Source organism: Paraburkholderia solisilvae (assembly GCF_902859875.1).
In the GTDB taxonomy this organism is placed as follows: Bacteria; Pseudomonadota; Gammaproteobacteria; order Burkholderiales; family Burkholderiaceae; genus Paraburkholderia; species Paraburkholderia solisilvae.
Genome location: NZ_CADIKF010000076.1, coordinates 1 through 21,495, shown reverse-complemented (window position 1 = coordinate 21,495; position 21,495 = coordinate 1). Strand labels below are relative to the sequence as shown.

General features: G+C 64.3%; 20 protein-coding genes and 1 pseudogene. 9 read left to right on the top strand and 12 right to left on the bottom strand.

The features are described from left to right. The first annotated feature begins 215 nt into the window (after window positions 1–215). The 4 genes and pseudogenes from HV675_RS29965 to HV675_RS29950 form a co-directional block, all read left to right on the top strand. The gene (locus HV675_RS29965; protein ID WP_175115080.1) at window positions 216–2,138 is read left to right on the top strand and encodes a PrkA family serine protein kinase; all 1,923 of its coding nucleotides are present in this window, start codon (window positions 216–218) and stop codon (window positions 2,136–2,138) included. Window positions 2,139–2,279: 141 nt separating this feature from the next. Next, window positions 2,280–3,548 (top strand): YeaH/YhbH family protein, encoded by a 1,269-nt coding sequence (locus HV675_RS29960; RefSeq protein ID WP_175115079.1) that lies wholly within the window; start codon window positions 2,280–2,282, stop codon window positions 3,546–3,548. Further along, window positions 3,545–5,272: a SpoVR family protein gene (locus HV675_RS29955; protein ID WP_175115078.1), complete on the top strand. Its 1,728-nt coding sequence runs from the start codon at window positions 3,545–3,547 to the stop codon at window positions 5,270–5,272. Before HV675_RS29960 ends, HV675_RS29955 begins: the two co-directional genes overlap by 4 nt. Window positions 5,273–5,543: 271 nt before the next feature. Next, window positions 5,544–5,681: pseudogene (locus tag HV675_RS29950) on the top strand (alpha-ketoglutarate permease); the annotation flags it as partial. Here the strand turns inward: HV675_RS29950 and HV675_RS29945 are convergent. Beyond that, a complete protein-coding gene (locus tag HV675_RS29945; RefSeq protein WP_175115077.1) occupies window positions 5,650–5,871 on the bottom strand; it encodes a hypothetical protein in 222 nt (73 codons plus the stop codon). The pseudogene HV675_RS29950 and the gene HV675_RS29945 sit on opposite strands and share 32 nt — an antisense overlap. Window positions 5,872–5,884: 13 nt before the next feature. Continuing rightward, complete coding sequence (locus HV675_RS29940; protein WP_175115076.1) at window positions 5,885–6,055, bottom strand: hypothetical protein; 171 nt, start codon at window positions 6,053–6,055, stop codon at window positions 5,885–5,887. A gap of 180 nt (window positions 6,056–6,235) precedes the next feature. Here HV675_RS29940 and HV675_RS29935 point away from each other — a divergent pair, with 180 nt between their 5' ends. Continuing rightward, entirely contained in the window at window positions 6,236–6,466 is a 231-nt protein-coding gene (locus HV675_RS29935; protein WP_175115075.1) for a hypothetical protein, read from the top strand. Between the two features lie 64 nt (window positions 6,467–6,530). Here HV675_RS29935 and HV675_RS29930 read toward each other — a convergent pair whose 3' ends face one another. From HV675_RS29930 to HV675_RS29920, 3 genes are all read right to left on the bottom strand, one after another. After that, window positions 6,531–6,977: a hypothetical protein gene (locus HV675_RS29930; RefSeq protein ID WP_175115074.1), complete on the bottom strand. Its 447-nt coding sequence runs from the start codon at window positions 6,975–6,977 to the stop codon at window positions 6,531–6,533. 350 nt (window positions 6,978–7,327) lie between these two features. Beyond that, on the bottom strand, window positions 7,328–8,539 hold the full coding sequence (locus HV675_RS29925) for an MFS transporter (RefSeq protein WP_246270634.1): 1,212 nt from the start codon (window positions 8,537–8,539) through the stop codon (window positions 7,328–7,330). Between the two features lie 457 nt (window positions 8,540–8,996). Then, on the bottom strand, window positions 8,997–9,440 hold the full coding sequence (locus tag HV675_RS29920; RefSeq protein WP_175115072.1) for a PRC-barrel domain-containing protein: 444 nt from the start codon (window positions 9,438–9,440) through the stop codon (window positions 8,997–8,999). 126 nt (window positions 9,441–9,566) lie between these two features. Here HV675_RS29920 and HV675_RS29915 point away from each other — a divergent pair, with 126 nt between their 5' ends. After that, complete coding sequence (locus HV675_RS29915) at window positions 9,567–9,776, top strand: hypothetical protein (protein WP_175115071.1); 210 nt, start codon at window positions 9,567–9,569, stop codon at window positions 9,774–9,776. Between the two features lie 136 nt (window positions 9,777–9,912). Here HV675_RS29915 and HV675_RS29910 read toward each other — a convergent pair whose 3' ends face one another. The 4 genes from HV675_RS29910 to HV675_RS32825 all read right to left on the bottom strand — a co-directional run bounded on the left by HV675_RS29910 (window position 9,913) and on the right by HV675_RS32825 (window position 14,019). Beyond that, on the bottom strand, window positions 9,913–10,596 hold the full coding sequence (locus HV675_RS29910) for a UdgX family uracil-DNA binding protein (protein WP_175115070.1): 684 nt from the start codon (window positions 10,594–10,596) through the stop codon (window positions 9,913–9,915). 14 nt (window positions 10,597–10,610) lie between these two features. Beyond that, window positions 10,611–11,183: a DUF4142 domain-containing protein gene (locus HV675_RS29905; RefSeq protein WP_175115069.1), complete on the bottom strand. Its 573-nt coding sequence runs from the start codon at window positions 11,181–11,183 to the stop codon at window positions 10,611–10,613. 144 nt (window positions 11,184–11,327) lie between these two features. Then, window positions 11,328–11,846 (bottom strand): PRC-barrel domain-containing protein, encoded by a 519-nt coding sequence (locus HV675_RS29900; protein ID WP_175115087.1) that lies wholly within the window; start codon window positions 11,844–11,846, stop codon window positions 11,328–11,330. Between the two features lie 595 nt (window positions 11,847–12,441). Then, entirely contained in the window at window positions 12,442–14,019 is a 1,578-nt protein-coding gene (locus tag HV675_RS32825; protein WP_175115068.1) for a methyl-accepting chemotaxis protein, read from the bottom strand. Window positions 14,020–14,280: 261 nt separating this feature from the next. Here HV675_RS32825 and HV675_RS29890 point away from each other — a divergent pair, with 261 nt between their 5' ends. Together HV675_RS29890 and HV675_RS29885 are read left to right on the top strand one after the other, a co-directional pair. Then, window positions 14,281–14,637 carry a chemotaxis protein gene (locus tag HV675_RS29890; protein ID WP_246270631.1) on the top strand — a complete coding sequence of 119 codons (357 nt, stop codon included), beginning with the start codon at window positions 14,281–14,283 and terminating at the stop codon, window positions 14,635–14,637. A gap of 366 nt (window positions 14,638–15,003) precedes the next feature. Beyond that, window positions 15,004–15,576, top strand: a complete 573-nt coding sequence (locus HV675_RS29885; protein ID WP_175115067.1) for a hypothetical protein — start codon at window positions 15,004–15,006, stop codon at window positions 15,574–15,576. A gap of 377 nt (window positions 15,577–15,953) precedes the next feature. On the opposite strand, the gene HV675_RS29880 is transcribed toward HV675_RS29885, so the two are convergent. Beyond that, window positions 15,954–17,606, bottom strand: a complete 1,653-nt coding sequence (locus HV675_RS29880; RefSeq protein WP_175115066.1) for a GMC family oxidoreductase — start codon at window positions 17,604–17,606, stop codon at window positions 15,954–15,956. 274 nt (window positions 17,607–17,880) lie between these two features. Here HV675_RS29880 and HV675_RS32820 point away from each other — a divergent pair, with 274 nt between their 5' ends. Continuing rightward, complete coding sequence (locus HV675_RS32820) at window positions 17,881–19,293, top strand: GAF domain-containing protein (protein ID WP_281364170.1); 1,413 nt, start codon at window positions 17,881–17,883, stop codon at window positions 19,291–19,293. Between the two features lie 98 nt (window positions 19,294–19,391). On the opposite strand, the gene HV675_RS29865 is transcribed toward HV675_RS32820, so the two are convergent. Continuing rightward, window positions 19,392–20,378 (bottom strand): glycosyltransferase family 2 protein, encoded by a 987-nt coding sequence (locus HV675_RS29865; RefSeq protein ID WP_175115065.1) that lies wholly within the window; start codon window positions 20,376–20,378, stop codon window positions 19,392–19,394. Between the two features lie 178 nt (window positions 20,379–20,556). Further along, the coding region (locus tag HV675_RS29860) for a TolC family protein (protein WP_175115064.1) at window positions 20,557–21,495 on the bottom strand (939 nt) is incomplete at its 5' end.

The following is a 21,495-nucleotide window of genomic DNA, read 5'->3' as shown; positions in this document are numbered from 1 at the left end:
AATTTGATTCGCGCTTCGCTTGTCGCGAGCGGCCGGAGATTGTAGGTGACCGAAACGGCGTCTACAAGTGAAGCTTGCCCGTATTCGCTGTGCCGCGTTTTCTTAACGTAGTTCGTGAAAAAAAATTTAAAAGGGTTTAGGATGAATTCGAACGATGACGTTTCCTGATAGCGCGCCGCGCACGGCATCGTTCCAGACTTCGGCGAGGAGGTAGCATGGATATCTACAGCAGTTTCGCGACCCGCTTCGAGAAAACGAGAGAGGAGGAATTTTCACTCGAAGAGTACCTCGCGCTCTGCAAAGACAATCCCGCCGCGTACGCCACTGCTGGCGAGCGCATGTTGACGGCAATCGGAGAGCCTGAACAGATCGATACGCGTAACGACCCGCGGCTGTCGCGGATCTTCGCGAACAAGGTCATCAAGGTATACCCCGCGTTCCGTGAGTTCTACGGAATGGAAGATGTGATCGAGCAGGTTGTGGCCTACTTCAGGCACGCTGCTCAGGGGCTCGAAGAAAAGAAGCAGATTCTCTATCTGTTGGGGCCGGTGGGCGGAGGCAAGTCTTCCATTGCGGAGCGTCTCAAGCAACTGATGGAACGTGTACCGTTTTATTCGATCAAGGGTTCGCCCGTCAATGAATCGCCGCTTGGTCTGTTCGACTACGACGAAGACGGTCCGATTCTCGAAGAGCAATACGGCATTCCACGCCGTTATCTGAAGAGCATTCTGAGTCCGTGGGCCGTGAAGCGCCTGCACGAATACAACGGCGACATCCGCAAGTTCCGCGTGGTGCGCCGCTATCCGTCCATTCTTCGGCAGATCGGCATCGCCAAGACCGAACCGGGCGACGAAAACAACCAGGACATTTCGTCACTGGTCGGCAAGGTCGATATTCGCAAGCTCGAGCAATACGCGCAGGATGATGCGGACGCATACAGCTATTCGGGCGGTCTGTGCCTCGCGAACCAGGGCCTGCTCGAGTTCGTCGAAATGTTCAAGGCGCCGATCAAGGTGCTGCACCCGCTGCTGACGGCGACTCAGGAAGGCAACTTCAAGGGCACCGAGGGCTTTGGCGCGATTCCGTTCGACGGCGTTATCCTCGCGCACTCGAACGAGTCCGAGTGGAAGGCATTCCGTAACAATCGCAACAACGAGGCGCTGCTCGACCGGATCTTCGTCGTGAAGGTGCCGTACTGCCTGCGCTACTCGGAAGAAATGAAAATTTATGAGAAGTTGCTGCGTAACTCGTCGCTCGCCAATGCGGTGTGCGCGCCCGGCACGCTGAAGATGATGGCGCAGATGTCGGTGCTCACACGCCTGCAGGAGCCGGAGAACTCGAGCCTCTTCTCGAAGATGCAGGTGTACGACGGTGAAAATCTGAAGGACACGGACCCGAAAGCCAAGTCATATCAGGAATATCGTGACTTCGCAGGTGTTGATGAAGGGATGACCGGCGTGTCGACGCGTTTCGCGTTCAAGATTTTGTCACGCGTGTTCAACTTCGATACGACGGAAGTCGCGGCCAATCCGGTGCATCTGATGTACGTGCTCGAACAGCAGATCGAGCGCGAGCAGTTCCCGCCGGAAACCGAGCAGAAGTATCTGTCGTTTATCAAGGACGTGCTGGCGTCGCGCTATGCGGAGTTTATCGGCAAGGAGATTCAGACCGCGTACCTGGAGTCGTATTCCGAGTATGGGCAAAACATCTTTGACCGCTATGTCACGTATGCGGACTTCTGGATCCAGGACCAGGAATTCCGCGATCACGACACCGGCGAGAGCTTCGACCGTGCCGCGTTGAACGCGGAGCTGGAGAAGATCGAGAAGCCCGCGGGCATCAGCAATCCCAAAGACTTCCGCAACGAAATCGTCAATTTTGTATTGCGCGCGCGTGCGGCGAACGGCGGCAAGAACCCTGCGTGGATCAGCTACGAGAAGCTGCGCGTCGTAATCGAAAAGAAGATGTTCTCGAACACGGAAGAACTTTTGCCGGTTATTTCGTTCAATGCGAAAGGGTCGGCGGAGGAGCAGCGCAAGCACGAGGACTTCGTCAACCGGATGGTCACGAAAGGCTATACGCCCAAGCAGGTACGGCTCTTGTGTGACTGGTATCTGCGCGTGCGCAAGTCGTCATGACACACGGCACGCACAGCCCGCGCGGCGCGGGTGTCCCACACCGCGCCGCGCGGGCCCCTTGCAAGTCGCAAGCGGCATGGACCTGAGGTTGCATGCACCACTTGCGTCTTGCGTGTTCGACATCGAAGCGGGAGACCGGGTGTGCTTCATCAAATCATCGACCGCAGGCTGGCTGGCAAGAACAAGAGCATCGCAAACCGCGAACGCTTTCTGCGTCGCGTAAAGAGTTACATTCGGCGCGCCGTGTCCGACGCGGTGCGCGATCGCAGCATCAAAGATATCCAAAGCACGCAGAGCATCACGATTCCGCGCAAGGACATCGCTGAACCGTCGTTCCGGCATGGTCCGGGCGGCCGGCGCGAGCTGGTTCATCCGGGCAATTCCGACTACATCCGCGGCGACAAGATTCCGCGCCCGCAAGGCGGCGGCGGTGGCGGAGGCGGCGGCAGCGCGAGCAACGAAGGCGAAGGGCAGGACGATTTCGTATTCGAGCTTTCGCGCGACGAGTTCATGCAGTATTTCTTCGACGACCTCGAACTGCCGCGCCTCGTCAAAACCCACCTGCTCGCCGTGCCCACGTGGAAGAGCATTCGCGCGGGCTGGGCTGCCGAAGGCACGCCGAACAATATCGACGTGGTGCGTTCACTGCGCAGCGCGCTCGGCCGGCGTATTGCGCTCGGCGCGCCGCTCGTCAATGAATTGCACGAGCTCGAGCAGCAGCTCGAAGAGATGAAGGCCGACCCGGCCGATCGGCGCGAAGAAATCAAGCTGCTCGAAGACGAGATTCATCATTTGCGCGGCCGCATCTGGCGCATTCCGTTTATCGATCCGTTCGATCTGCGCTACGTGAATCGCGTGAAGCAGCCGCAGCCGTCGAGCCAGGCCGTGATGTTTTGTCTGATGGATGTGTCGGGCTCGATGGACGAGCAGCGCAAGGACCTCGCCAAGCGCTTCTTTATCCTGCTGTATCTGTTCCTGAAGCGGAACTACGAGCGCATCGAGGTTGTGTTCATCCGCCATCACACGCGTGCCGAGGAGGTCGACGAAGACACGTTCTTCCATTCGACCGAAAGCGGCGGCACTGTCGTATCCAGCGCGCTCGAGTTGATGCAGAAGATTCTCGACGAGCGCTATTCCCCCACTGAATGGAATATTTACGGCGCGCAAGCGTCGGACGGCGATAACTGGACCGACGATTCGCCCAAATGCCGCAAGATTCTTGCAGATGACATCCTCGAGAAGGTGCGGTATTTTGCTTATATTCAGGTCACCCCTGAAGAGCAGAACCTGTGGCTCGAATATGCGCAACTCGCGCAAACCGTGCCGCATCTGGCGATGAAGAAAGTCGAGACAGCGGCGGATATCTATCCGGTGTTCCGTGAACTGTTCGAGAAGCATGTGGAAGTATGACGACACGACATTTGCATAACGAGGCGCGCGGCTATGAGCCGCAGCGCAAGAAAGACGCGCAGACTGGCAACAAGGCGGAGCATGCCGAAACCGGCGTACACAAGGTGTACGTGCCCGACGCCGGAAAAAGCGGACCGCGTGAAGCCGCTGGTGCACAGGGACAAACCGGGGCGCCCCCCGAGGGGCAAAGGGAAGTCCGTATGAACGTTGCCGACAGACGGCCGCTGCCGTGCCCGTCCGACTGGACCTTCGAGCTGATCGAAGAGTACGACACGCACATCTCGCATGTTGCGGAGCAGTACGAGCTCGACGTGTACCCGATCCAGCTCGAGCTGATCAGCTCCGAGCAGATGATGGATGCGTACGCGTCGGTCGGCATGCCGGTCAATTACCGTCACTGGTCGTTCGGCAAGCATTTCCTGTCGACCGAGAAGAGTTACCGGCGCGGCCAGATGGGTCTCGCGTATGAGATCGTCATCAATTCGAATCCATGCATCGCGTATCTGATGGAAGAGAACACGATGACGATGCAGGCGCTCGTCATCGCGCACGCGGCGTACGGTCACAACTCGTTTTTCAAGGGCAATTATCTGTTCCGCTTGTGGACCGATGCGCACGCAATCATCGACTATCTGGTCTACGCGAAGAACTACATTGCCGAATGTGAAGAGCGCTATGGGCTCGATCGGGTCGAAGAGTTGCTCGATTCGTGCCACGCGCTGATGAACTACGGTGTGGACCGCTACAAGCGGCCGCAGAAGCTGTCGCTGTCGAAGGAACTCGACGCGCGCCGCGAACGCGAAGCGTATCTGCAATCGCAGGTGAATGAATTGTGGCGCACGCTGCCGAATAAACACGTGCCGCTGCCCGAGGAAACGGAAGAGCGCTATCCGCCGGAACCGCAGGAAAACCTGCTGTATTTCGCGGAAAAGAATGCACCGCTGCTCGAGCCGTGGGAGCGCGAAGTGATCCGCATCGTGCGCAAGGTCGGCCAGTATTTCTATCCGCAGCGGCAGACGCAGGTGATGAACGAAGGCTGGGCGACCTTCTGGCATTACACGCTGCTCAATACGCTGTACAACGAGGGCAAGCTCGAAGACGGCTTCATGATGGAGTTTCTCCATTCGCACAGCAACGTGGTGTACCAGCCGCCGGTCACGAAGCCGTACTACAGCGGCATCAACCCGTATGCGCTCGGCTTTTCAATGATGAGCGACATTCGCCGCATCTGCGAGAACCCGACGGAGGAAGATCGCCGCTGGTTCCCGGAGCTCGCGGGCAGCCCGTGGTTGCCGGCCATGCACTACGCGATGCGCAACTTCAAGGACGAGAGCTTCGTTGCGCAGTATCTGTCGCCGCACCTGATTCGCGAGATGCGCCTTTTCTCGGTGCTCGACGACGACATGCGCGATGCGCTCGAAGTCTCGGCCATTCACGACGACAGCGGCTATCAGTACGTGCGCCAGGCGTTGTCGCGCCAGTACGATATTCACCACCGCGAGCCGAACATTCAGGTCTGGTCGGTCAATACGCGCGGCGACCGCAGCCTCACGCTGCGGCATTTCATGAGCGATAACCGGCACCTGTCGGGCGATAGCGATGAAGTGCTGAAGCACATGGCCCGCTTGTGGCAATTCGATGTGTTTCTCGAGAGCGTCGACGAGAACGGGACCGTGCGCAAACGCTACGAATGTCGTTACACTGCGCCGACAATCAGGGTGTAGTTATCTTTCGATTATTTCCATAATCTTACGGTCCGACTGGTTCGAAAGCTTCCAAGCCAGCCTCTTCGAGGCTGGCTTTTTTGTTGTCCGCCGATACGCGACTTTACGCGCCAGCAGGCGTATTTCGCTTCAAACACCGCAACTTGCATGGTGCGGCGCAACGATCCTGGCACGGCGCATTTGGGCCAACCGGCAGCGCAGCGATGCCGGGACACTGAGCGGCATGTGGAAACACAAGGGCGCGTTCCTGACGGTGATCGGTTTCACTGCCGGCGGCTCGGCCGAGTATGTCACGCTGTGGGTCAAGCAGGCGGGCAGCGAGTCGCTGTTCTACTGGTACGTGACGGCCCTATGCGCGATTGCGGGGCTTGTGTCGTTCAGGATGCGCGATCCGTCGAAGGTCGGGTAGCTGCGCGATGTGCCGTGAGCGCATCGTCGAGCGTCATTCGCACATAAGCGACGCTTGATGTTGCGTCGACATGGCGCGACAGCAGACGACGAACAAAACGGCAAGCAACGGCGGCCAGCGGCAACAAAGGCCGCCGTTTTTCATCGGCGATCACATCAGCGATCGCATCGACAAGCGCATCGGCAATCAATCGGTTCAGGCGCTCAGCCGACCGACGTTTCGCCTTCGCCCGGCTTCTTGCCCGGACGGTCCGACGGCGCCTGCTTGCGATTCTCATCGTGCCGCTCGGGCATCTTGCTTTTTTCGTTGTCGTTGTGCTTGGGCTGGGACGGGTGATGGATATCGCCGCCGGGCTGATTGGATGTCTGGCTCATGTTGGTGCTCCCTGAAAACCATCGATAGAAAGGATCATCAAGCGACCAGCAAGCGGCGCTCCCGCATGGCCATTTGCTAGACTCGAACAACGGCGCGGGCGGCTCGCGTGCCGACCGCGCTGCCGGACACGCGACGCTCACGTCACGCCCATCACGCCCACGACATGAGGAGACAACCCGATGACGAAAATCGCATTCGAAGATTTCGAGCGGCAGGTCGTGCAGCGCCATCTGATCAAAGGACATGTGTACGAGAACGCGTCCGCGCTCGTCGAGCGCGCGAATGGATGGCTTGCGGAGCGGGGCGTCGACGTGATTAATGTCGAGAGTTTGTCGACCTTCGGTTCCGGCGACGACACCAGCGTCAGTCACTGGTATTCGGGCATTCGCGTCTGGTATCGCGCGCCGTGACGTGCGCTGCTCGAGCGCCGATCACCACGCGATTGCTACGCGATGAGCATTGCCGCAGCGGTCGCTACTTGCCGGACACCACGAGCTTGAGCTTGTTTGCGCCGGCCGTCGTGGCGGTGATCTGCGTGCGCGCGTCGCGCGCGCCGACGTAGAAGTGCTGGCGCGCTGGAGAATTGACGTCGTGTGTCGCGTCCGGCAGGCACGCGGCGATATCCGCGGCTACCGCCTGCAGCGCGGAAGCGCTTGAGCCGGCGTCGCCATGTGGCGTCCATACGCATTGGTAGCCAGCATGCGCGGTGCCGCATTGCGCGTCGTCCCCGTATGGTTGCGCGACGCCCTGGCCATCGCCGGGCGACAACTGCGCGAAACCGCCGGGCGCTGCCGCGACGATCCGTTTGAGGGCGGCGCAGGGGCTTGGCGCGTCGTCGGCACGCGCGACGGCGGGAACCATCGAGGCTAGCGATATCGCGACTGCGGCCGTGCGGACGAAGGATGAGCCGGGCGCTTTCATCGGCGCCTCCTGAGTATCGTTGAGTGAGAACTCGTCAGCACGCTTCATTCCCGGCGCGGGCCCGGTGATGGCTACGACATCGTCGGCAAGGCAGGCCCTGCCGCACCCGCACCCGCACCCGCACCCGCACCCGCACCCGCACCCGCACCCGCACCCGCACCCGCAACCGCAACCGCAACCGATGCCGCAACCGACGCCGATGCCGACATGCCCGACACGCGGCATATCGTAGCGAGACTACCCATCACAGCGCACCCAAAAGTGCGAACTCACACGGCGTTGCGCAGCGGCGCATAACGACGCGTCACCCGCACCACCGCGCCAGAGCATGCATCAGCCGTCAAAAAGAATCAGCCGACGCGTTCGCCTTCGCGTCCGAGCGAACGCGTGCGCTTCAACTCCGGAAAAAAGCGCATCCACAACAGTGCGACCGCGACCGTCGCGATGCCGCCCGCGAGCACCGCGCGCCGCGCGCCCCACCAGCCGGCGGTGACACCCGATTCGAACTCGCCGAGCTGGTTCGACGTGCCGATGAACAGCGAACTGACAGCGCTCACACGGCCGAGCATGTCGTCGGGCGTGCGCAATTGCACGAGCGACAGCCGCACGACGACGCTGATCACATCCGATGCGCCGAGCACCACCAGCGCGAGCAGCGACACGAGGTACTGATGCGACAGCCCGAACACGGCGGTCGCGATGCCGAACACGATCACGCCGCAGAACATCGCGAAGCCAGGACGATGCTTCAACGGGAAACGCGCAAGCCATAGCGTGCCGGCGAGCGCACCGAGCGCCGACGCCGAACGCAATAGACCGAGACCGAGCGGACCCGTATGCAGGAAGTCGCGGGCGAACACCGGCAGCAGCGCAGTGGCGCCGCCGAACAGCACGGCGAACAGATCGAGCGACAGCGCACCGAGAATCACCGGCTCGCGGAAGATGAACCGGATGCCGGAGAACATCGATTCGAGCGTGACCGGCGTGCGAGTCGCGGGTTTCGCATGCAGAGGAATGCTCGACACGAGCAGCACGGCCGCGGCGAACGTCAGCGTGCAAGCGAGATAGGCGGTGCCGGCCCCGAGGCCGTACAGCAGGCCGCCGAGCGCGGGACCGACGATCTGCGCGGCCTGGTTCGCCGAGGTCGACCACGCGGTGGCGCGCGGCAGCTGCGCGCGCGACACGACGGCCGGCAGCAGCGACGCGATCGCCGGTCCTTCGAACGCGCGCGCGGCGCCGACACAGGCAGCCAGCCCGTAAATGATCGGCGCGTCGAGCCAGCCGCCAAAGGTGCCGACTGCGAACAGCGCGGCGGCCGCGCATTCGATGATCTGGCATACGGCCGCGATGCGCCGCCGGTCATAGCGGTCGGCGACGTGGCCGACCACCAGCGTCAGCGCGAACATCGGCAGAAACTGCGCGAGTCCGACGATGCCGAGCGCGAACGCGCTGTGGGTCAGCGCGTAGATATGCCAGCCCATCGCGACCGCGAGCATCTGGAACGACAGCGACGACAGCACGCGGGTGCACCAGAAGCGCTGGAACGCGCCGCTTTTCGGCATGCGTTCGTGCGGATCGGTGGTGGTCAGGCCGGAGACGGGTTCGGCGGATTGGTTGGATCGGTCGGGTCGGTCGGCTGACGGGGCGTTCATCGTGTTGTTGTTGTGCGGGGGCGAGCGGCCTCGCCGCGTGTGGGCGGTGGCGGGACGCTAACAGGCCGCGGTAACGGCTAACGGGCAAATGGACTAACGGGAGGAAGGCGCGCCAGCCGGCGCGCACGAGCGGGGAGTGTAATCAAAAAGCGCGGAGCGCGCGCGAGATCGGCAGGAAGATCGCGTGGCGCGCGCGTGGGACGATGGCACGTAGACCGAAACAAACTCGCCGCGCGGCCCGTCTGCGTGCGTGTCGGCTTGCGCCGTGCCACGCGCGGTCACGAGCCGCAGTGCTGCGGGTGGCGGGGCGCCGTGCCGCGATACCGGCAAGCCTGCCCGCCACTGAACCGATCAGCCGGTCGCCGTGTTACTGCGGCTGCATTTTCTGCGGCTTCTTGGGCTTGTCGACCTTGCTGTACTCGAACGCCGGCGTGGCCTTCAACGCGTCCTTGGTCGCGCCGGACAGGTAGAAGTTGCCGTTGCGAATATCGAACGCCTGGATCGGCACCGCGACGTTATGCGACGCGACGCCGAGGAAGCCGCCCGTCGACACGACTGCGGCGGAGACCGAACCATCCGGCGAAATCACGATATCGAAAATCGAGCCTATTTTTTCGTTTGAGTCGTTGTAAACCGGCTTGCCGAGAATGCTCTTCTTTACGCTCCAGCCCTGCAGCAGCGCCTGCGATTGCGCGACTGTCACGCCGAGCGTCTGCGTGCCGGCAACTTGCGCATCGGCGCTGGCTGCGACGGCGAACACGGCGGCGGCAACGGTAACCTGAAGAAACGAGGCTCGAGAAAACCCTTTCATAACGACTCCTTTTAGTAAGCCCGAATGGGCGAAAGCAACAAAAACACCTGACTAGGCAGTAACCCCTAGGTACAAACCCTTATATGAGATAGAATGGCGGCGCTTGTCCAAAAATTGAGAATCGTCATGCCGCATCAATATCAGGTAATTGAAAAAATTGCGTTTTCGCTGGTGGTGTTGTCCGCCGTGATCTGTTCGTCGTTTATCGCGTACGAAGATAGCCCCGAGCTGCAGAATGCAGTCGCGGTCACGAAAAGCCTGGACTGGACCGCCAACTACTCGACCGTCTGCATCTCGCCCGCCACGAGCGTTTGCAACGAGTTCCCCGGCGACTAAGTCCGCTACCGTACACGGTCGGGCGCGATTTTGCAGTGAGGGTCGGGAGCGCGAGTGTTGATCTGCGTCAACACTGCATCGAAGAACAGAAGTTTCCGCGCCGCGGGTGGTCATGCGGCGTACGGCGGCGCCACGGTCAGCGCCGGTCTCTTGCGCCCCGGCGTGCAATTTCACCGGCCTCGCGCAATGTCTTCACGATGTCCTGAATGGCCCGCTTGCGCGTTGCCGGATCGGGCGCGCGCAGCGCGAACGACGGGTGCCAGGTGGCGACCACGGCGCGCCCGTCATGTTCGACGATCTTGCCGATCATGTCGCGCAGCGGCGTGGCTCGCGTGTCGAGTACGGCTTTCAACGCTGTCGCGCCGAGCGCAACCACGACGACCGGCGTCACCGTCGACAACTCCTTTTCGAGCCAGTAGCGGCACGCGTCGATTTCGCGTTGCGCCGGGGTCTTGTGCATCCGGCGTTTGCCGCGCGGCTCCCATTTGAAATGCTTGACCGCGTTGGTCACATAGACATCGGCGCGGCTCACGCCCGCTTCGGCGAGCGCGTCGTCGAGCAACTGTCCGGCAGGGCCGACAAACGGCTGGCCGGCGCGGTCTTCGCTGTCGCCGGGCTGCTCGCCGACCAGCATGATCGGCGCGTGCCGCGGCCCCGCGCCGGGCACCGCTTGCGTCGCGTCGCGCCATAGCGCGCAGCGGCGGCACGCCTCGAGGCGCGCCGGCTGTTGACGCGGGTCGACCTCGGGCGCGCCGCTTTCGTCTTTGGCGCCGTTGCTGGTGGTGCCGCCTTTCGGCGGCTCGGCATCCTGTGCGCGCATCGTGACGCTCCGCGTTACTGGCTGGCCAGCACGCCTTTCTGCTTCGCGAGATCCTGCGCCATCGCGTAGTGATGCTGGATGGTCGGCAGCGCCTTTTGCGCGGTCTTCTTCAGGCTCGCGTTCTGACCGTTCTGCGCTTCATCCTGGAACGCGGCAAGCGCGTCCTTATGCCCCTGCACGCCGAACTTGCTGATATACGCGGAATCGAAGTCCGCGCCCTTCAGCGAGCGCAGGCTGTCGAGCGCCGCGGTATCGGCCTCCTTCGGTACGTCGACACCGTGCGGTGCGGCCATTTTCAACTGCATGGCCAGCTTCGTATGGTCGGCGATCATGTGCGTCGCGAATGCCTTGACGTTCTTGTCGCTCGACTGGTGCAGCGCGAGCTTGGCCGCATCGATTTCCGTTGTGCCCGCAACCGCTGCGGTGTGCACGAACTGGCGGTCGGTATCCGATACCGCCTGCGCGCCATGGGCCGACGATGCAGCCGGGTCTTGCGCGCGGGCCGCGCCCGAACCCGTCGCGAGCGGTGCGATCAGAACAGCGGCGGCGATAAGCGCAGCGCGGTATCCGTCGTTTCGTAACTTCATGGAACCTCCCATTGGTTTTAATGCGGGTTTTAATGCGGGTTTTAATCAACCGCGGTTTCAGATCGACCGAGGTTTTGATCGACTGCAGTCCTCATCGACTGCGCGGCCCGATTCGACCGCGCGTCATGCGCCACCGCGGCAGCTTCAGCGCCGCACCTCGCCGCGACCGCCTTCGAGCGCATCGCCCATTTCGCCGAGCGGGTCGGCAAGCGGATCGTGCAGCGCGCCGCGTCCTCCCCAGTACGGTTCGCTGCCGTAGTACTCGTGGACCGAGGCGGCCCAGCCGGGGTCGGCCATCGTGGGCCACTGGTCCTGGTCGAAGCCCGGCGCGTCCTTGATACGCTGCACGTCGACGTTGAGCACGAAGCATGAGCGGTCGGTGTCGAGCGTGAGTGCGCTCCACGGAATGGCGAACAGCTTGTCGCCGATGCCGAGAAAGCCGCCGCTCGACATCACCACATATGCGATGCGTCCGGAGCGCACGTCGAGCATGATGTCCTTCACCTTGCCGGCCGTTTCGCCGTCGGCGGTCAACACTTTGTTGCCGTCGAGCGTGGCGGACGCCATTACGTCCGGACCCGGGCCCGCGGCCGTCGCGGCGCCTTTGCCGACGACACGCGCGCCCGTGTCCGCAGTGGGGTTCGTTGCGGGCTGGTTGAGCATGGTCATGATGAGTCTCCCTGTGGATCTTGCCAGTCCTACCGATAGCCACGAATGGCCGGAAAGCCGGATGCAGCCGCATCCGGGTGCTGTGCGCGTGCGCCGCGCCAGGTTTGTCATGCCGGGATATCGCGCAAACGGTATGCCTAAGGTCTGGGGAGCGTCGTCGTGTAACCGGATTGGTCGGCGATGAGGCGATGTGCCGGTGGGGCGATACGGCGATACCGCGATACGGCGATGTTGAGACGCCGGGATGCAGATATGCAGAGATATGCCGCGGTACGTGCCCAAGCGCGCGTCAGAGAGGAGGGGAAGACCCGCGGCGTGACGAGGCCGCGAGGTAGTCGTCGCGAAGGTGGTGAACGCCGGAGCAGAACGCAGGCGAAAAGCGCCTGGAAATCACCCGAAAAGCGCGACGGCAACGCAGAAAGAACATGCGCAAAGCGCGTGAAAAGCCCCCGGCGGCAAACCGCGGCAACGACATCACCGCCACGCGCAAATCAACCGCGCAAATCAAACCGCGTGAACCAAACCCGCGTGAACCAAACCCGCGTGAACCAAACCCGCGCGCCGCTCGCGCTCGCGCTCGCGTCCGTCGCTAAGCCGCGGCCCTCATCGCCATACGTCCATGCGCGGCTGAATCGTCGCCGAGCTTGAACACCGCGACCGCGTCGCGCAGCGCGCGCGCCTGGTCTTCGAGCGATGCCGCGGCCGCGCTCGCCTGCTCGACGAGCGCGGCGTTCTGCTGCGTCACTTCGTCCATCTGCGTGACCGCGTGCGACACCTGATCGATGCCGTTGGTCTGCTCGTGCGTCGCGGTCGCGATCTCGCCCATGATGTCCGTCACGCGCTTCACCGAGCCGATGATCTCCGTCATCGTTTCGCCGGCCTCGCCGACCAGCGTCGTGCCGATCTTCACGCGCTCGACCGATTGCAAGATCAACTGCTTGATCTCCTTCGCGGCGCTCGACGAGCGCTGCGCGAGGCTGCGCACTTCCGCCGCGACGACCGCGAAGCCGCGCCCCTGTTCGCCGGCGCGCGCCGCCTCGACCGCCGCGTTGAGCGCGAGAATATTCGTCTGGAACGCGATGCCCTCGATGATGCTGATAATGTCGTTGATGCGGCTCGAGCTTTCGTCGATGCCGGTCATCGTGTCGACGACCCGCTGCACGACGTCGCTGCCCTTGTCGGCGGTGCCCGATGCGGTCATCGACATGCTGGCCGCTTCGCGCACGTTATCCGCGTTCTGCTTGACGGTGCCCGAGAGCTGCTCCATGCTCGCCGCGGTCTGCTGCAGCGACGCGGCCTGCTCCTCGGTGCGCGCGGACAGATCGAGGTTGCCCGCCGCGACTTCGCGCGTCGCGGTGGCGATCGCATCGCTGCCCTTGCGCACGGTGCGCACCGTATGCGCGAGGCTTTCGCGCATCTTCGCGAGGCCGGCCATCAGTTGGCCCATCTCGTCGCGCGACATCACATCGACGCGGTGCGTCAGATCACCCGCCGCGATGTATTCGAAGTGCGACAGCGCCGCTTCCAGCGGCCGCGCGATCGACCGGCGCAGGCTGTACCAGCTGTACGCGGCGGCGAGCACGCCGAGCGCGATCGCGCCGATGATCACACCGCGAAACAGCATGAAGCCGCGCTGCTGGGCTTCGTAGTCGTCCTTCGCGGTTGAGAACTGGTAGTGACGCAGCTTTTCGCTGGTCGAGTTGAGCGCGGCGTACAGGTCGTTATTGACGAGGCCCGCTTTCGTGATCGCGGTCTTGTCGCCGCTGCGCAGCGCCGCGACGTAGTCGTCGAGTCCCTTGTCCATCGCGTCGCGGGAGCGGATCACATCCTGGGTGAGCCGGTCTTCGTCCGCGCTGCGCGGCAGCGCCAGATATTTGTCCCACAGCGCATGCGACTGCTTCGCGAAACCCTGCGACTTCGTGATGATGCTTTCGAGATCCGGCGCACCGGGGTCCATTGCGGCGCGCAGCAGCGCCGCGCGCTGACGCGTCAACACGATCTCCGAATCGCCGATATAGACCACGCGCGGCAGCTTGTTGCTATACGTCTCGCGGTTCGCGTCATTGCTGCTGGACATGCCGGTCAACCCCAGTATTCCGACCAGCGACAGCAAACAACCCAGCAGAAACATCGCGACAGCGAGGCGCATCTTGATTGATAGGGTCATGAGGTCTCCAGCGTTTGCTTTGACATGTGCATCGTTGTGGAGCGGTGCACGAGCATGGTTGTTGTTATCTGGGTAACGGCTGAAGCGGGTCGAACTTTAGCTATGCAGATTGACGTGCGGCTCACATGTTGGGATGCGGGTGCGGGCCACCGTGCCGGCGGTGCGCGGATGCGACCCCGTTGCGGCGCACGTGCAGGGACGTTCGCGGAACGGTTATTGCGGCCTTGCCATGTGATGTGCAACTGTCACAAGGAGGCTTGCATGAGCAGTACACTGAATCCCGACGAAGGCGAACCGCAAATCGTCAAGGACACCGCGCATACCACCGGCGCGCTCGGCCCGAGCGATTCGTCCGATAGCGGCAGCGACGTGGCGGGCGCGAAGCGCCACGACTTCGATCGCGACACCGAGCTCGACAATCACGCGCTCGCGACCGGCGACCGGCAACTCGCCAGCGATACCGACCGGGCCGGCACCGGCGAGCGCGCGTCGGCGGACGGCGATTCGACCCTCGACGAGAACGCCGATATCGACGTCGACCGCCTGGACGACCCGTTCCCGCGCGACACGGACGATTTGCCGGAAGACGATGCCGACGCGGACGAGTCCACGCGTTGAACGTGCGTACCATCGCTGCCGTGCCGTGCCGTGCCGTGCCGTGCCGTGCCGTGCCGTGCCGTGCCGCCGTGTCGTGGTGCCGTGCCGAATCGCGATGCGACGCGATGCCATGTGACGCGATGCGACGTGACGCGATGCGATGCGATGTGACGCTCGCGGTGGGCACCCGCCAACGGGCACGGGCGCCGGCGCATGCGCATGCGCCCCGCCACGTGCGGCCAGCGCCCATTGCACAGCCCCGCGCCCGCGGGCCCGCATGCGCGCCAGGTCCGCGCTTTGCTTCGTCCCGTTCATACGGGCTCATGCCGCGCCGCAGCGGCCGGCATGTCCCGCCTCACGCACGCATTTGAGATACAGGAGGCAATCATGTCGCTGATCGTTGCCGCGCGTTTCACTACTTTCCCGGCTGCCGAGGCGGCGGCCGAACGGCTTTTTTCGAAGGGCTTCGTCGAAGAGGATGTCTCGCTCTTTTTCGTGAATCCGCGCGGCCAGCATGCGCGCTATCCGATAGGCGGGGATGCCAATAAGGACGCGTCGTCCACCGATGCGCCGAAAGGCGCCGGCATGGGCGTGACGATCGGCGCGGTGATCGGCGCCGTGGTCGGGGTCGGCATCTTCACCGCGTTTGCGGCGCCGCTGCTGGTGTCGGTGATCGCGGCGGGCGTCGGCGCGTATGTCGGCTCGCTGATCGGCGCGATGTCCCGCACACGCGGCGGCGGCAAGCACGCCCATGCCGAGCATGTGCATCATGAAACGCGCGATTCGGGCGTGCTGCTCGCCGCCCACGTGACGCCGGAAACGCAGCCGCTTGCCGCGCAGACGCTGAGCGACGCGGGCGGCACCGATATCGAGCGCGCCAGCGGCCGCTGGCAGCACGGCCGCTGGGCCGATTTCGATCCGACGCGTGCGCCGGCGCGACTCGACGAAAGCCGCGCGTGAGCGTGCGGTTGCGCAAGTGCGGGGCGAGCGTGCGGGTTGAGCGCGTCGCGTGACGGAGTGCTTTCTTCGGCCGAGCGGATGTGCGTCGATGCTATCCGCGGCGCGCGAAGGCATGTCACGGCGCACTGTCCACAAGACGCTTGAAGCGCCTTGGCGAACCGCTTCCGCAAGGCGCTCGAAGTGCCGTAAAGAACGGCTATATGCGTGCGTGCGGACAGCGCACATGCAAGAACAGCGCGCAAGCAAGAACAGCGCGCAAGCAAGAACAGCGCGCAAGCAAGAACGGCACGCAAGCAACAGCAGCACGCAAGCAAGAGCAGCACGCAAGCAACAGCAGCACGCATGCAACAGCAGCACGCGCACAGAAGCGACGCGCCTTAATACTGTGCGCGCCGCCCCATCGTCGACGCGCCGGCCGCATGCTCCGCAAGAATCATCTCAGCCGCACGCTCGCCGATCACCACGCATGGCGCCATCGTATTGCCGCTCGTGATCTCCGGCATGATCGACGCATCGGCGACGCGCAGATGGTCGATGCCGTACACCTTGAGCCGCGCATCGACCACCGACATGTCGTCGCGTCCCATCTTCGCAGTGCCGCACTGGTGCCAGTAGGTCATCGCCGCGTTGCGCGCGAAATGCCGCAGCGCGGCAGCGTCGGTTTTACCCGCCAGGTTGCCCGGTATGCATTCGCGGCGAACGAGCCCGGCATACGCGGCGCTATTGCCGAGTGCGCGGCACAGTTCGATATTGGCGAGTCCGGTGGCGAGATCGTCCGGATGCGACAGCGTGTTCGCGTGAATCAGTATCGGGTCCGTCACGTCGGCGCCCGACAGACGCAACTGCCCGCGGCTTTTCGGATGCGCGAGGCCCGCGAAGATCGTCCAGCCGTGCTCGGGCATGCCATGCTGCGCAGTCTCCGGGCTCGCGACCGGAAATTCGAGCTGGCAGTGAAACATGTCCGGCACCGGCAAAGCGGCGTCGCTCGACCAGAAGACCGCCGCCTCCGAACCCATGTTCGAGATGCGCTGCGGCTCGCGATATTCGAACACACAGCTGAACGCTACGTGATCCTGATGATTCTGACCGACGCCCGCCAGCGGCTGGACCACGCGAATGCCGTGACGTTCGAGTTCGTCGCGCGGCCCGAGCCCCGACTGCATCAGCACCTTAGGCGTGTGGATCGCGCCCAGCGACAGGATCACCTCGCGTTCGGCATATACACACCGTCGCGCGCCGTCTGCCACCACTTCGACGCCGACTGCCGTCGTGCCGCGCAGCATCACCTTGCTGACTAGCGTGCCGGTCATGATCGTCAGGTTCGGACGCACGTTTCGCGGGTCGCCGATATAAGCGCGAAAAATCGACTGGCGCCGGCCGTTGCGCACGATCAGTTCGTTGATCGCCGCGCCGCCGCGTCCTTCCATCATCTCGCCGTTCGGACTGTCGAAGACGGGCAGGCCGATCTCGCGCGCCGCGTCGAGCAGCGCATAAGCCGTTGGCGTCGCGTCGGCCGCCGGCTCGACATGCACCGGGCCGGCGACGCCGCGCCGCAGCGCGTCTGGCGCGCCTTGCCAGTTTTCGATGCGCCGGTACAGACCGAGCACCGATTCGTAGCCCCACGCCGGGTCGCCGGCCTCGGCGGCGAAGCGCTCCCAGTCGTTCCTGTGACCGCGCGACCACACACCGACGTTGATGCTCGATCCGCCGCCGAGCACCTTGCCCATATTGAGCGGAATCGCGCGGCCGTTCAGGTGCCGGTTCGGCTGCGCGGTGAACGCCCAGTCGCGCGCGGAGCCGAGGTTCAGCGGCCATTGCGCGGGCGTCATCACTTCGGGCACGTCGTCGCTGCCGCCGGCTTCGATCAGCAGCACGCGCACGCGCGCATCGGCGGCCAGACGCGCTGCGATCACCGAACCGGCCGGCCCGGCGCCGCAGACGATGAAATCGTAATGGTCCGCCGCCTGATTCGCGTGATTGATCGCGGCCGATGTCGCCGACAGGTGAGGTTGATCCGAGGAAGCGTTCATGGATGATCTCCAGGCAGAAACTTGCAAGGGAAGGGGAGCCGCGTAAGCGGACGCGCCGGCTTGCGTCGCTGATGGAGATCGCGGAAACGAGGAGCGCGGAAACGGGACCAATCGCGAATCACCAGATGCGGACGCAAACAGGCGGAAATGAGAGTATCAAATATATCAAATTTACCAAATATAATTGATTTTTATTGAGGTTGCGGCGAAAATGGACCCCAACGACGGGGCGGGTCAGGGCGAAATCGTCGCGGCCCCGGCACAATCCGCATCTATGGAAAACGACGTACTCACCACTTCGGAAGCCGCGCGCCTGATCGGCGTGTCGGTACGCACCGCGCAGCTATTGATCGAGGGCGGCACGCTGCGCTCGTGGAAGACACCGGGCGGGCATCGCCGCGTCTATCGCGCGGACGTGCTCGCGTTTATCGCGCGGCACGACGACGCGCTGCCGTTCAATTCGGCGCGGGTCGTGCTGGTCGCGCCGCCGGCGCGCGTGGCGTCGTGCGTCGAGTGGCTGTCGGCGGTGGAAGGCTGCACGGTGGACGCGTATAGCGATCCGCAGGAAGCGGCGTTCGCGATCGGCTCACGGCTGCCGGCGCTGATCGTCGTCGATGTGCGCGAAGCGATGCACGACGGGATGCACGACGATGGTCCGCGCGAGCGTAAGCAGGGCGGCCGTGATCGAAGCGCCCGCGGCGCGCACGGCAGCGGCAGCAAAAGCAGCGACCGCAGCGCCGCCTTGGATGGCGCCTCGGGCGCCGACCGGGCCGACCGGGCCGACCGAGCCGACCGAGCCGACCGAGCCGACCGAGCCGACCGAGCCGACCGAGCCGCGCTTGTCGCGCGGCTCGCTGCGCAACCGGCGCTCGGGGCATCGCATATCGTCGTGCTAGGAGACGGTCCGGCCGCTGTAGAGAAAGCGGAAGCCGCCCAAGCTAAACCGGCAGAAGACGAAGCCGCAAAAAACGAAGCCGCAAAAAACGAAGCCGCAAAAAACGAAGCCACCAAAGACCAGGCCACAAAACACCAACCCGCAGCATCAGCGAAAATCACCCGCATCGCGCACGAGCAGGCGTTGCCGGCCGTGGTGCGCGATCTGCTGCGCGACCGCGACGCGGCTCACGCGCCATCCGACGCCGCCGCGCCTTATCCGCTCGCCGCCAACGAAGCGCAACGGTTGATCGCCCTCGAGCGCTCGGGCATCGTCGACACGCCGCCGGAAGACGCATTCGATCGCCTGACCTGGCTCGCGAGCCGCGTATTGAAGGCGCCGATCGCGCTATTGACCGTGCTCACGTCGCAACGCCAGTGGTTCAAGTCGCGCCAGGGACTCGACGGTCTCGCTGAAACGCCGCGCAGCTGGGCCTTCTGCAACTACACGATCCTGCAGCGGGAGGTGCTCGTCGCGCCGGACCTCGAACACGATCCGCGCTTCGCGGCGAATCCCGCCGTCGCGGGCGGCCCGCGCTTCCGTTTCTATGCGGGCGCCCCCGTGATCGATGCGGACGGCTTCGCGCTCGGCTCGCTGTGTGTGATCGGCTACGAGCCGCGCACGCTCGACGACGAAGAGCGCGAGACGCTTGCCGCGCTCGCGGCGCTCGCCTCCGACGAACTGCGTCTGCGCGCCGCGGACCGGCAGTTGCGCTGGGCGCTCGATGCGTTGAGTCGACGTCCGAAGAACTGAGGAAAGCGCCGCGCCTCGGGTCCGAGGAGACGCCTAAGCGGCGCGCGATGCCCGACGTGCTGTTCCGAAGCACGCCGCGCCGATTGCTGTCGCGGCTGTCAATGATCGTGAGGGCGCGGCTCGGACACCGTATGGTTGGCCTGCTGCGCATCGCCTGCCGCGAGCGCGCAGAGGCGCGCGTTGCACCGTTCGGCGGCACGCGCTTCGGCGCGCAGCGCGAGCACCGATGCGTTCACCCGGTGCCGGTTCGCGAGCGCCCAGCCGAGTCCGCCGGCCAGTGCGCAGCCGTCCCGCCACACCGTGTGGGTTTGCACGAATGTCGCCAGCGCACCGCACGTCGCGCGGCCGACGTCGCGCCACGGCAGCCGCATCCATGCGACCCACGCCGCATTGCGCGCGAGGTGGCGTTGGCGCGCCGCGTGCTGCGCGCCGACCGCGCTGTCGTCCGGCGCGGCGGACCCCGAGCGCCGCACGATCAGCTCATCGCAATACGCGATGACGTGTCCGGCGTTCAGCACATCGAGTGCGAGCAGCGCTTCCTCGCCGCCGTCGCAAAGCCGCCGCTCGTATCCGCCGAGCGAGCGAAACACCGCGGTGCGAAACACGCAGGCGCCCGCCAGAAAACCGGTCAGCGCGGGCCCGGGCGAGCCGCGCGCGGTCACGGCATTGGCGGCCATGCGCATGCATGCCGGGTCGGTCGTGCCGCCCACACCCGACAGGACGCGCGCACTGAGCACGGCGACCTGCGGCGCACCGTCGAGCAGCTTCACCGCCAGCGCGAGCGAGCCGGGTTCCCAGCCGCAGTCGTCGTCGCAGAACGCGACATAGTCGGTGCGCACCGCGGCAACCGCGCGGTTGCGGCCAGCAGCGCCGAGGTCCGCGCCGCATTGAATCAGCCGCACTTGCGGAAACAGCAGATCGACGAGCTTGACGGTATCGTCGTGCGACGCGTTGTCCGCGACGATGACCGGCGGCCGTTCGGGTAGGGACGTGAGGCGCGAGAGCGTGCCGACCAGCGGGCCGGCGCGATCATGCGTCAGGACGACGACTGAAATGCGCGGCAAGGCGGGCGTGGAGCTCTGCATGATCGTTCTGCCGAGGTGACGACGACGTCGATGCGCGATCACGCATCGCTGTGCGCTAACTACACATTGCCAACGATATACCTGTCGGGCGCCTCGGTGTGCGCCTGTTTGCGATGCTCATCGCGTGATGTGGGCCGGCGCACGCAAATGGGCGAACGAGGGGTGCGCCGCTCCGCGTTCAGCGGGAGCCTGGCGAGTCCTGGGCGGTGCTTTGCGGCGCGCGCTGTGCGGGGTCCCGTGCGGCTTCTGGTTCAGCCGCTTGTCCGGATTCTTGTTCGGCTTCTCGACCTGCTTCTTGACCCGCTTCTTGGCCTGCTTCTCGACCCGCTTCTCGATCCGCTCCTTGTCCGCCTTCTTGCGCCGCTGCTTCGGACATGCCCCGTTGCGCGCCCGGTTGCGCCGTCTGTGCCGGCACTGCATCTGCGCGGTGCGCTGCCGCTGCCGGTTGCCCGCGAACCGCGGCCAGTGCTTCCCGCGTATCGGCCGCATCAGCCGTCTCGGGCGGCTGCGTCCAGCCGCCGCCGAGCGCTTTATAAAGCGCAACCAGATCGGTGCTCACCTGCGTCGTGCTTTGCGCATACTGCTGCCGCACCTGCGAGAGTTGCCGCTCCGCGTCGAGCACGTCGATAAAGTTCGTCAGGCCTTTCCGGTAGCTTTCGCGCGCGAGTTCGAACGCATCCTGCTGGGCCGCGGCGCTGCGTTCGAGCGATGTGCGCCGCGTCTGGTCGGTGCGATAGACCGCGAGCGCGTTGTCGACGTCGCGCAACGCGAGCAGCACCGTCTTGCGGTATTCGAGCGCCGCTTGCGCCTGTTCCGCTTTCGATACCTTCAGATTCGACACCAGCGCGCCGCCCTCGAAAATCGGCAGCGACACCGACGGACCGAACGAATAGAACAGATGCGACCAGCGCGCGAGATCGCTTGCGTAGGTGCCGCGCAAGCCGATTTGCCCCGTCAGCGAGATGTCGGGATAAAACTGCGCGACCGCGACGCCGACGCTGGCGGTCGCCGCATGCAGGTTCGCTTCCGCGCGGCGGATATCCGGACGCCGCCGCGCGAGCGTCGCGGGCACGCCGGTCGCGACCGTGGGCGGCACCGGCGGCAGCGCGGCGGGCGT

Coding starts and splice junctions, on each gene's coding strand:
- HV675_RS29965 (WP_175115080.1), top strand. CDS start 216: ATGGATATCTACAGCAGTTTCGCGACCCGCTTCGAGAAAACGAGAGAG.
- HV675_RS29955 (WP_175115078.1), top strand. CDS start 3,545: ATGACGACACGACATTTGCATAACGAGGCGCGCGGCTATGAGCCGCAG.
- HV675_RS29940 (WP_175115076.1), bottom strand. CDS start 6,055: ATGAGCCAGACATCCAATCAGCCCGGCGGCGATATCCATCACCCGTCC.
- HV675_RS29935 (WP_175115075.1), top strand. CDS start 6,236: ATGACGAAAATCGCATTCGAAGATTTCGAGCGGCAGGTCGTGCAGCGC.
- HV675_RS29930 (WP_175115074.1), bottom strand. CDS start 6,977: ATGAAAGCGCCCGGCTCATCCTTCGTCCGCACGGCCGCAGTCGCGATA.
- HV675_RS29925 (WP_246270634.1), bottom strand. CDS start 8,539: ATGCCGAAAAGCGGCGCGTTCCAGCGCTTCTGGTGCACCCGCGTGCTG.
- HV675_RS29920 (WP_175115072.1), bottom strand. CDS start 9,440: ATGAAAGGGTTTTCTCGAGCCTCGTTTCTTCAGGTTACCGTTGCCGCC.
- HV675_RS29915 (WP_175115071.1), top strand. CDS start 9,567: ATGCCGCATCAATATCAGGTAATTGAAAAAATTGCGTTTTCGCTGGTG.
- HV675_RS29910 (WP_175115070.1), bottom strand. CDS start 10,596: ATGCGCGCACAGGATGCCGAGCCGCCGAAAGGCGGCACCACCAGCAAC.
- HV675_RS29905 (WP_175115069.1), bottom strand. CDS start 11,183: ATGAAGTTACGAAACGACGGATACCGCGCTGCGCTTATCGCCGCCGCT.
- HV675_RS29900 (WP_175115087.1), bottom strand. CDS start 11,846: ATGCTCAACCAGCCCGCAACGAACCCCACTGCGGACACGGGCGCGCGT.
- HV675_RS32825 (WP_175115068.1), bottom strand. CDS start 14,019: ATGACCCTATCAATCAAGATGCGCCTCGCTGTCGCGATGTTTCTGCTG.
- HV675_RS29890 (WP_246270631.1), top strand. CDS start 14,281: ATGAGCAGTACACTGAATCCCGACGAAGGCGAACCGCAAATCGTCAAG.
- HV675_RS29885 (WP_175115067.1), top strand. CDS start 15,004: ATGTCGCTGATCGTTGCCGCGCGTTTCACTACTTTCCCGGCTGCCGAG.
- HV675_RS29880 (WP_175115066.1), bottom strand. CDS start 17,606: ATGAACGCTTCCTCGGATCAACCTCACCTGTCGGCGACATCGGCCGCG.
- HV675_RS32820 (WP_281364170.1), top strand. CDS start 17,881: ATGGAAAACGACGTACTCACCACTTCGGAAGCCGCGCGCCTGATCGGC.
- HV675_RS29865 (WP_175115065.1), bottom strand. CDS start 20,378: ATGCAGAGCTCCACGCCCGCCTTGCCGCGCATTTCAGTCGTCGTCCTG.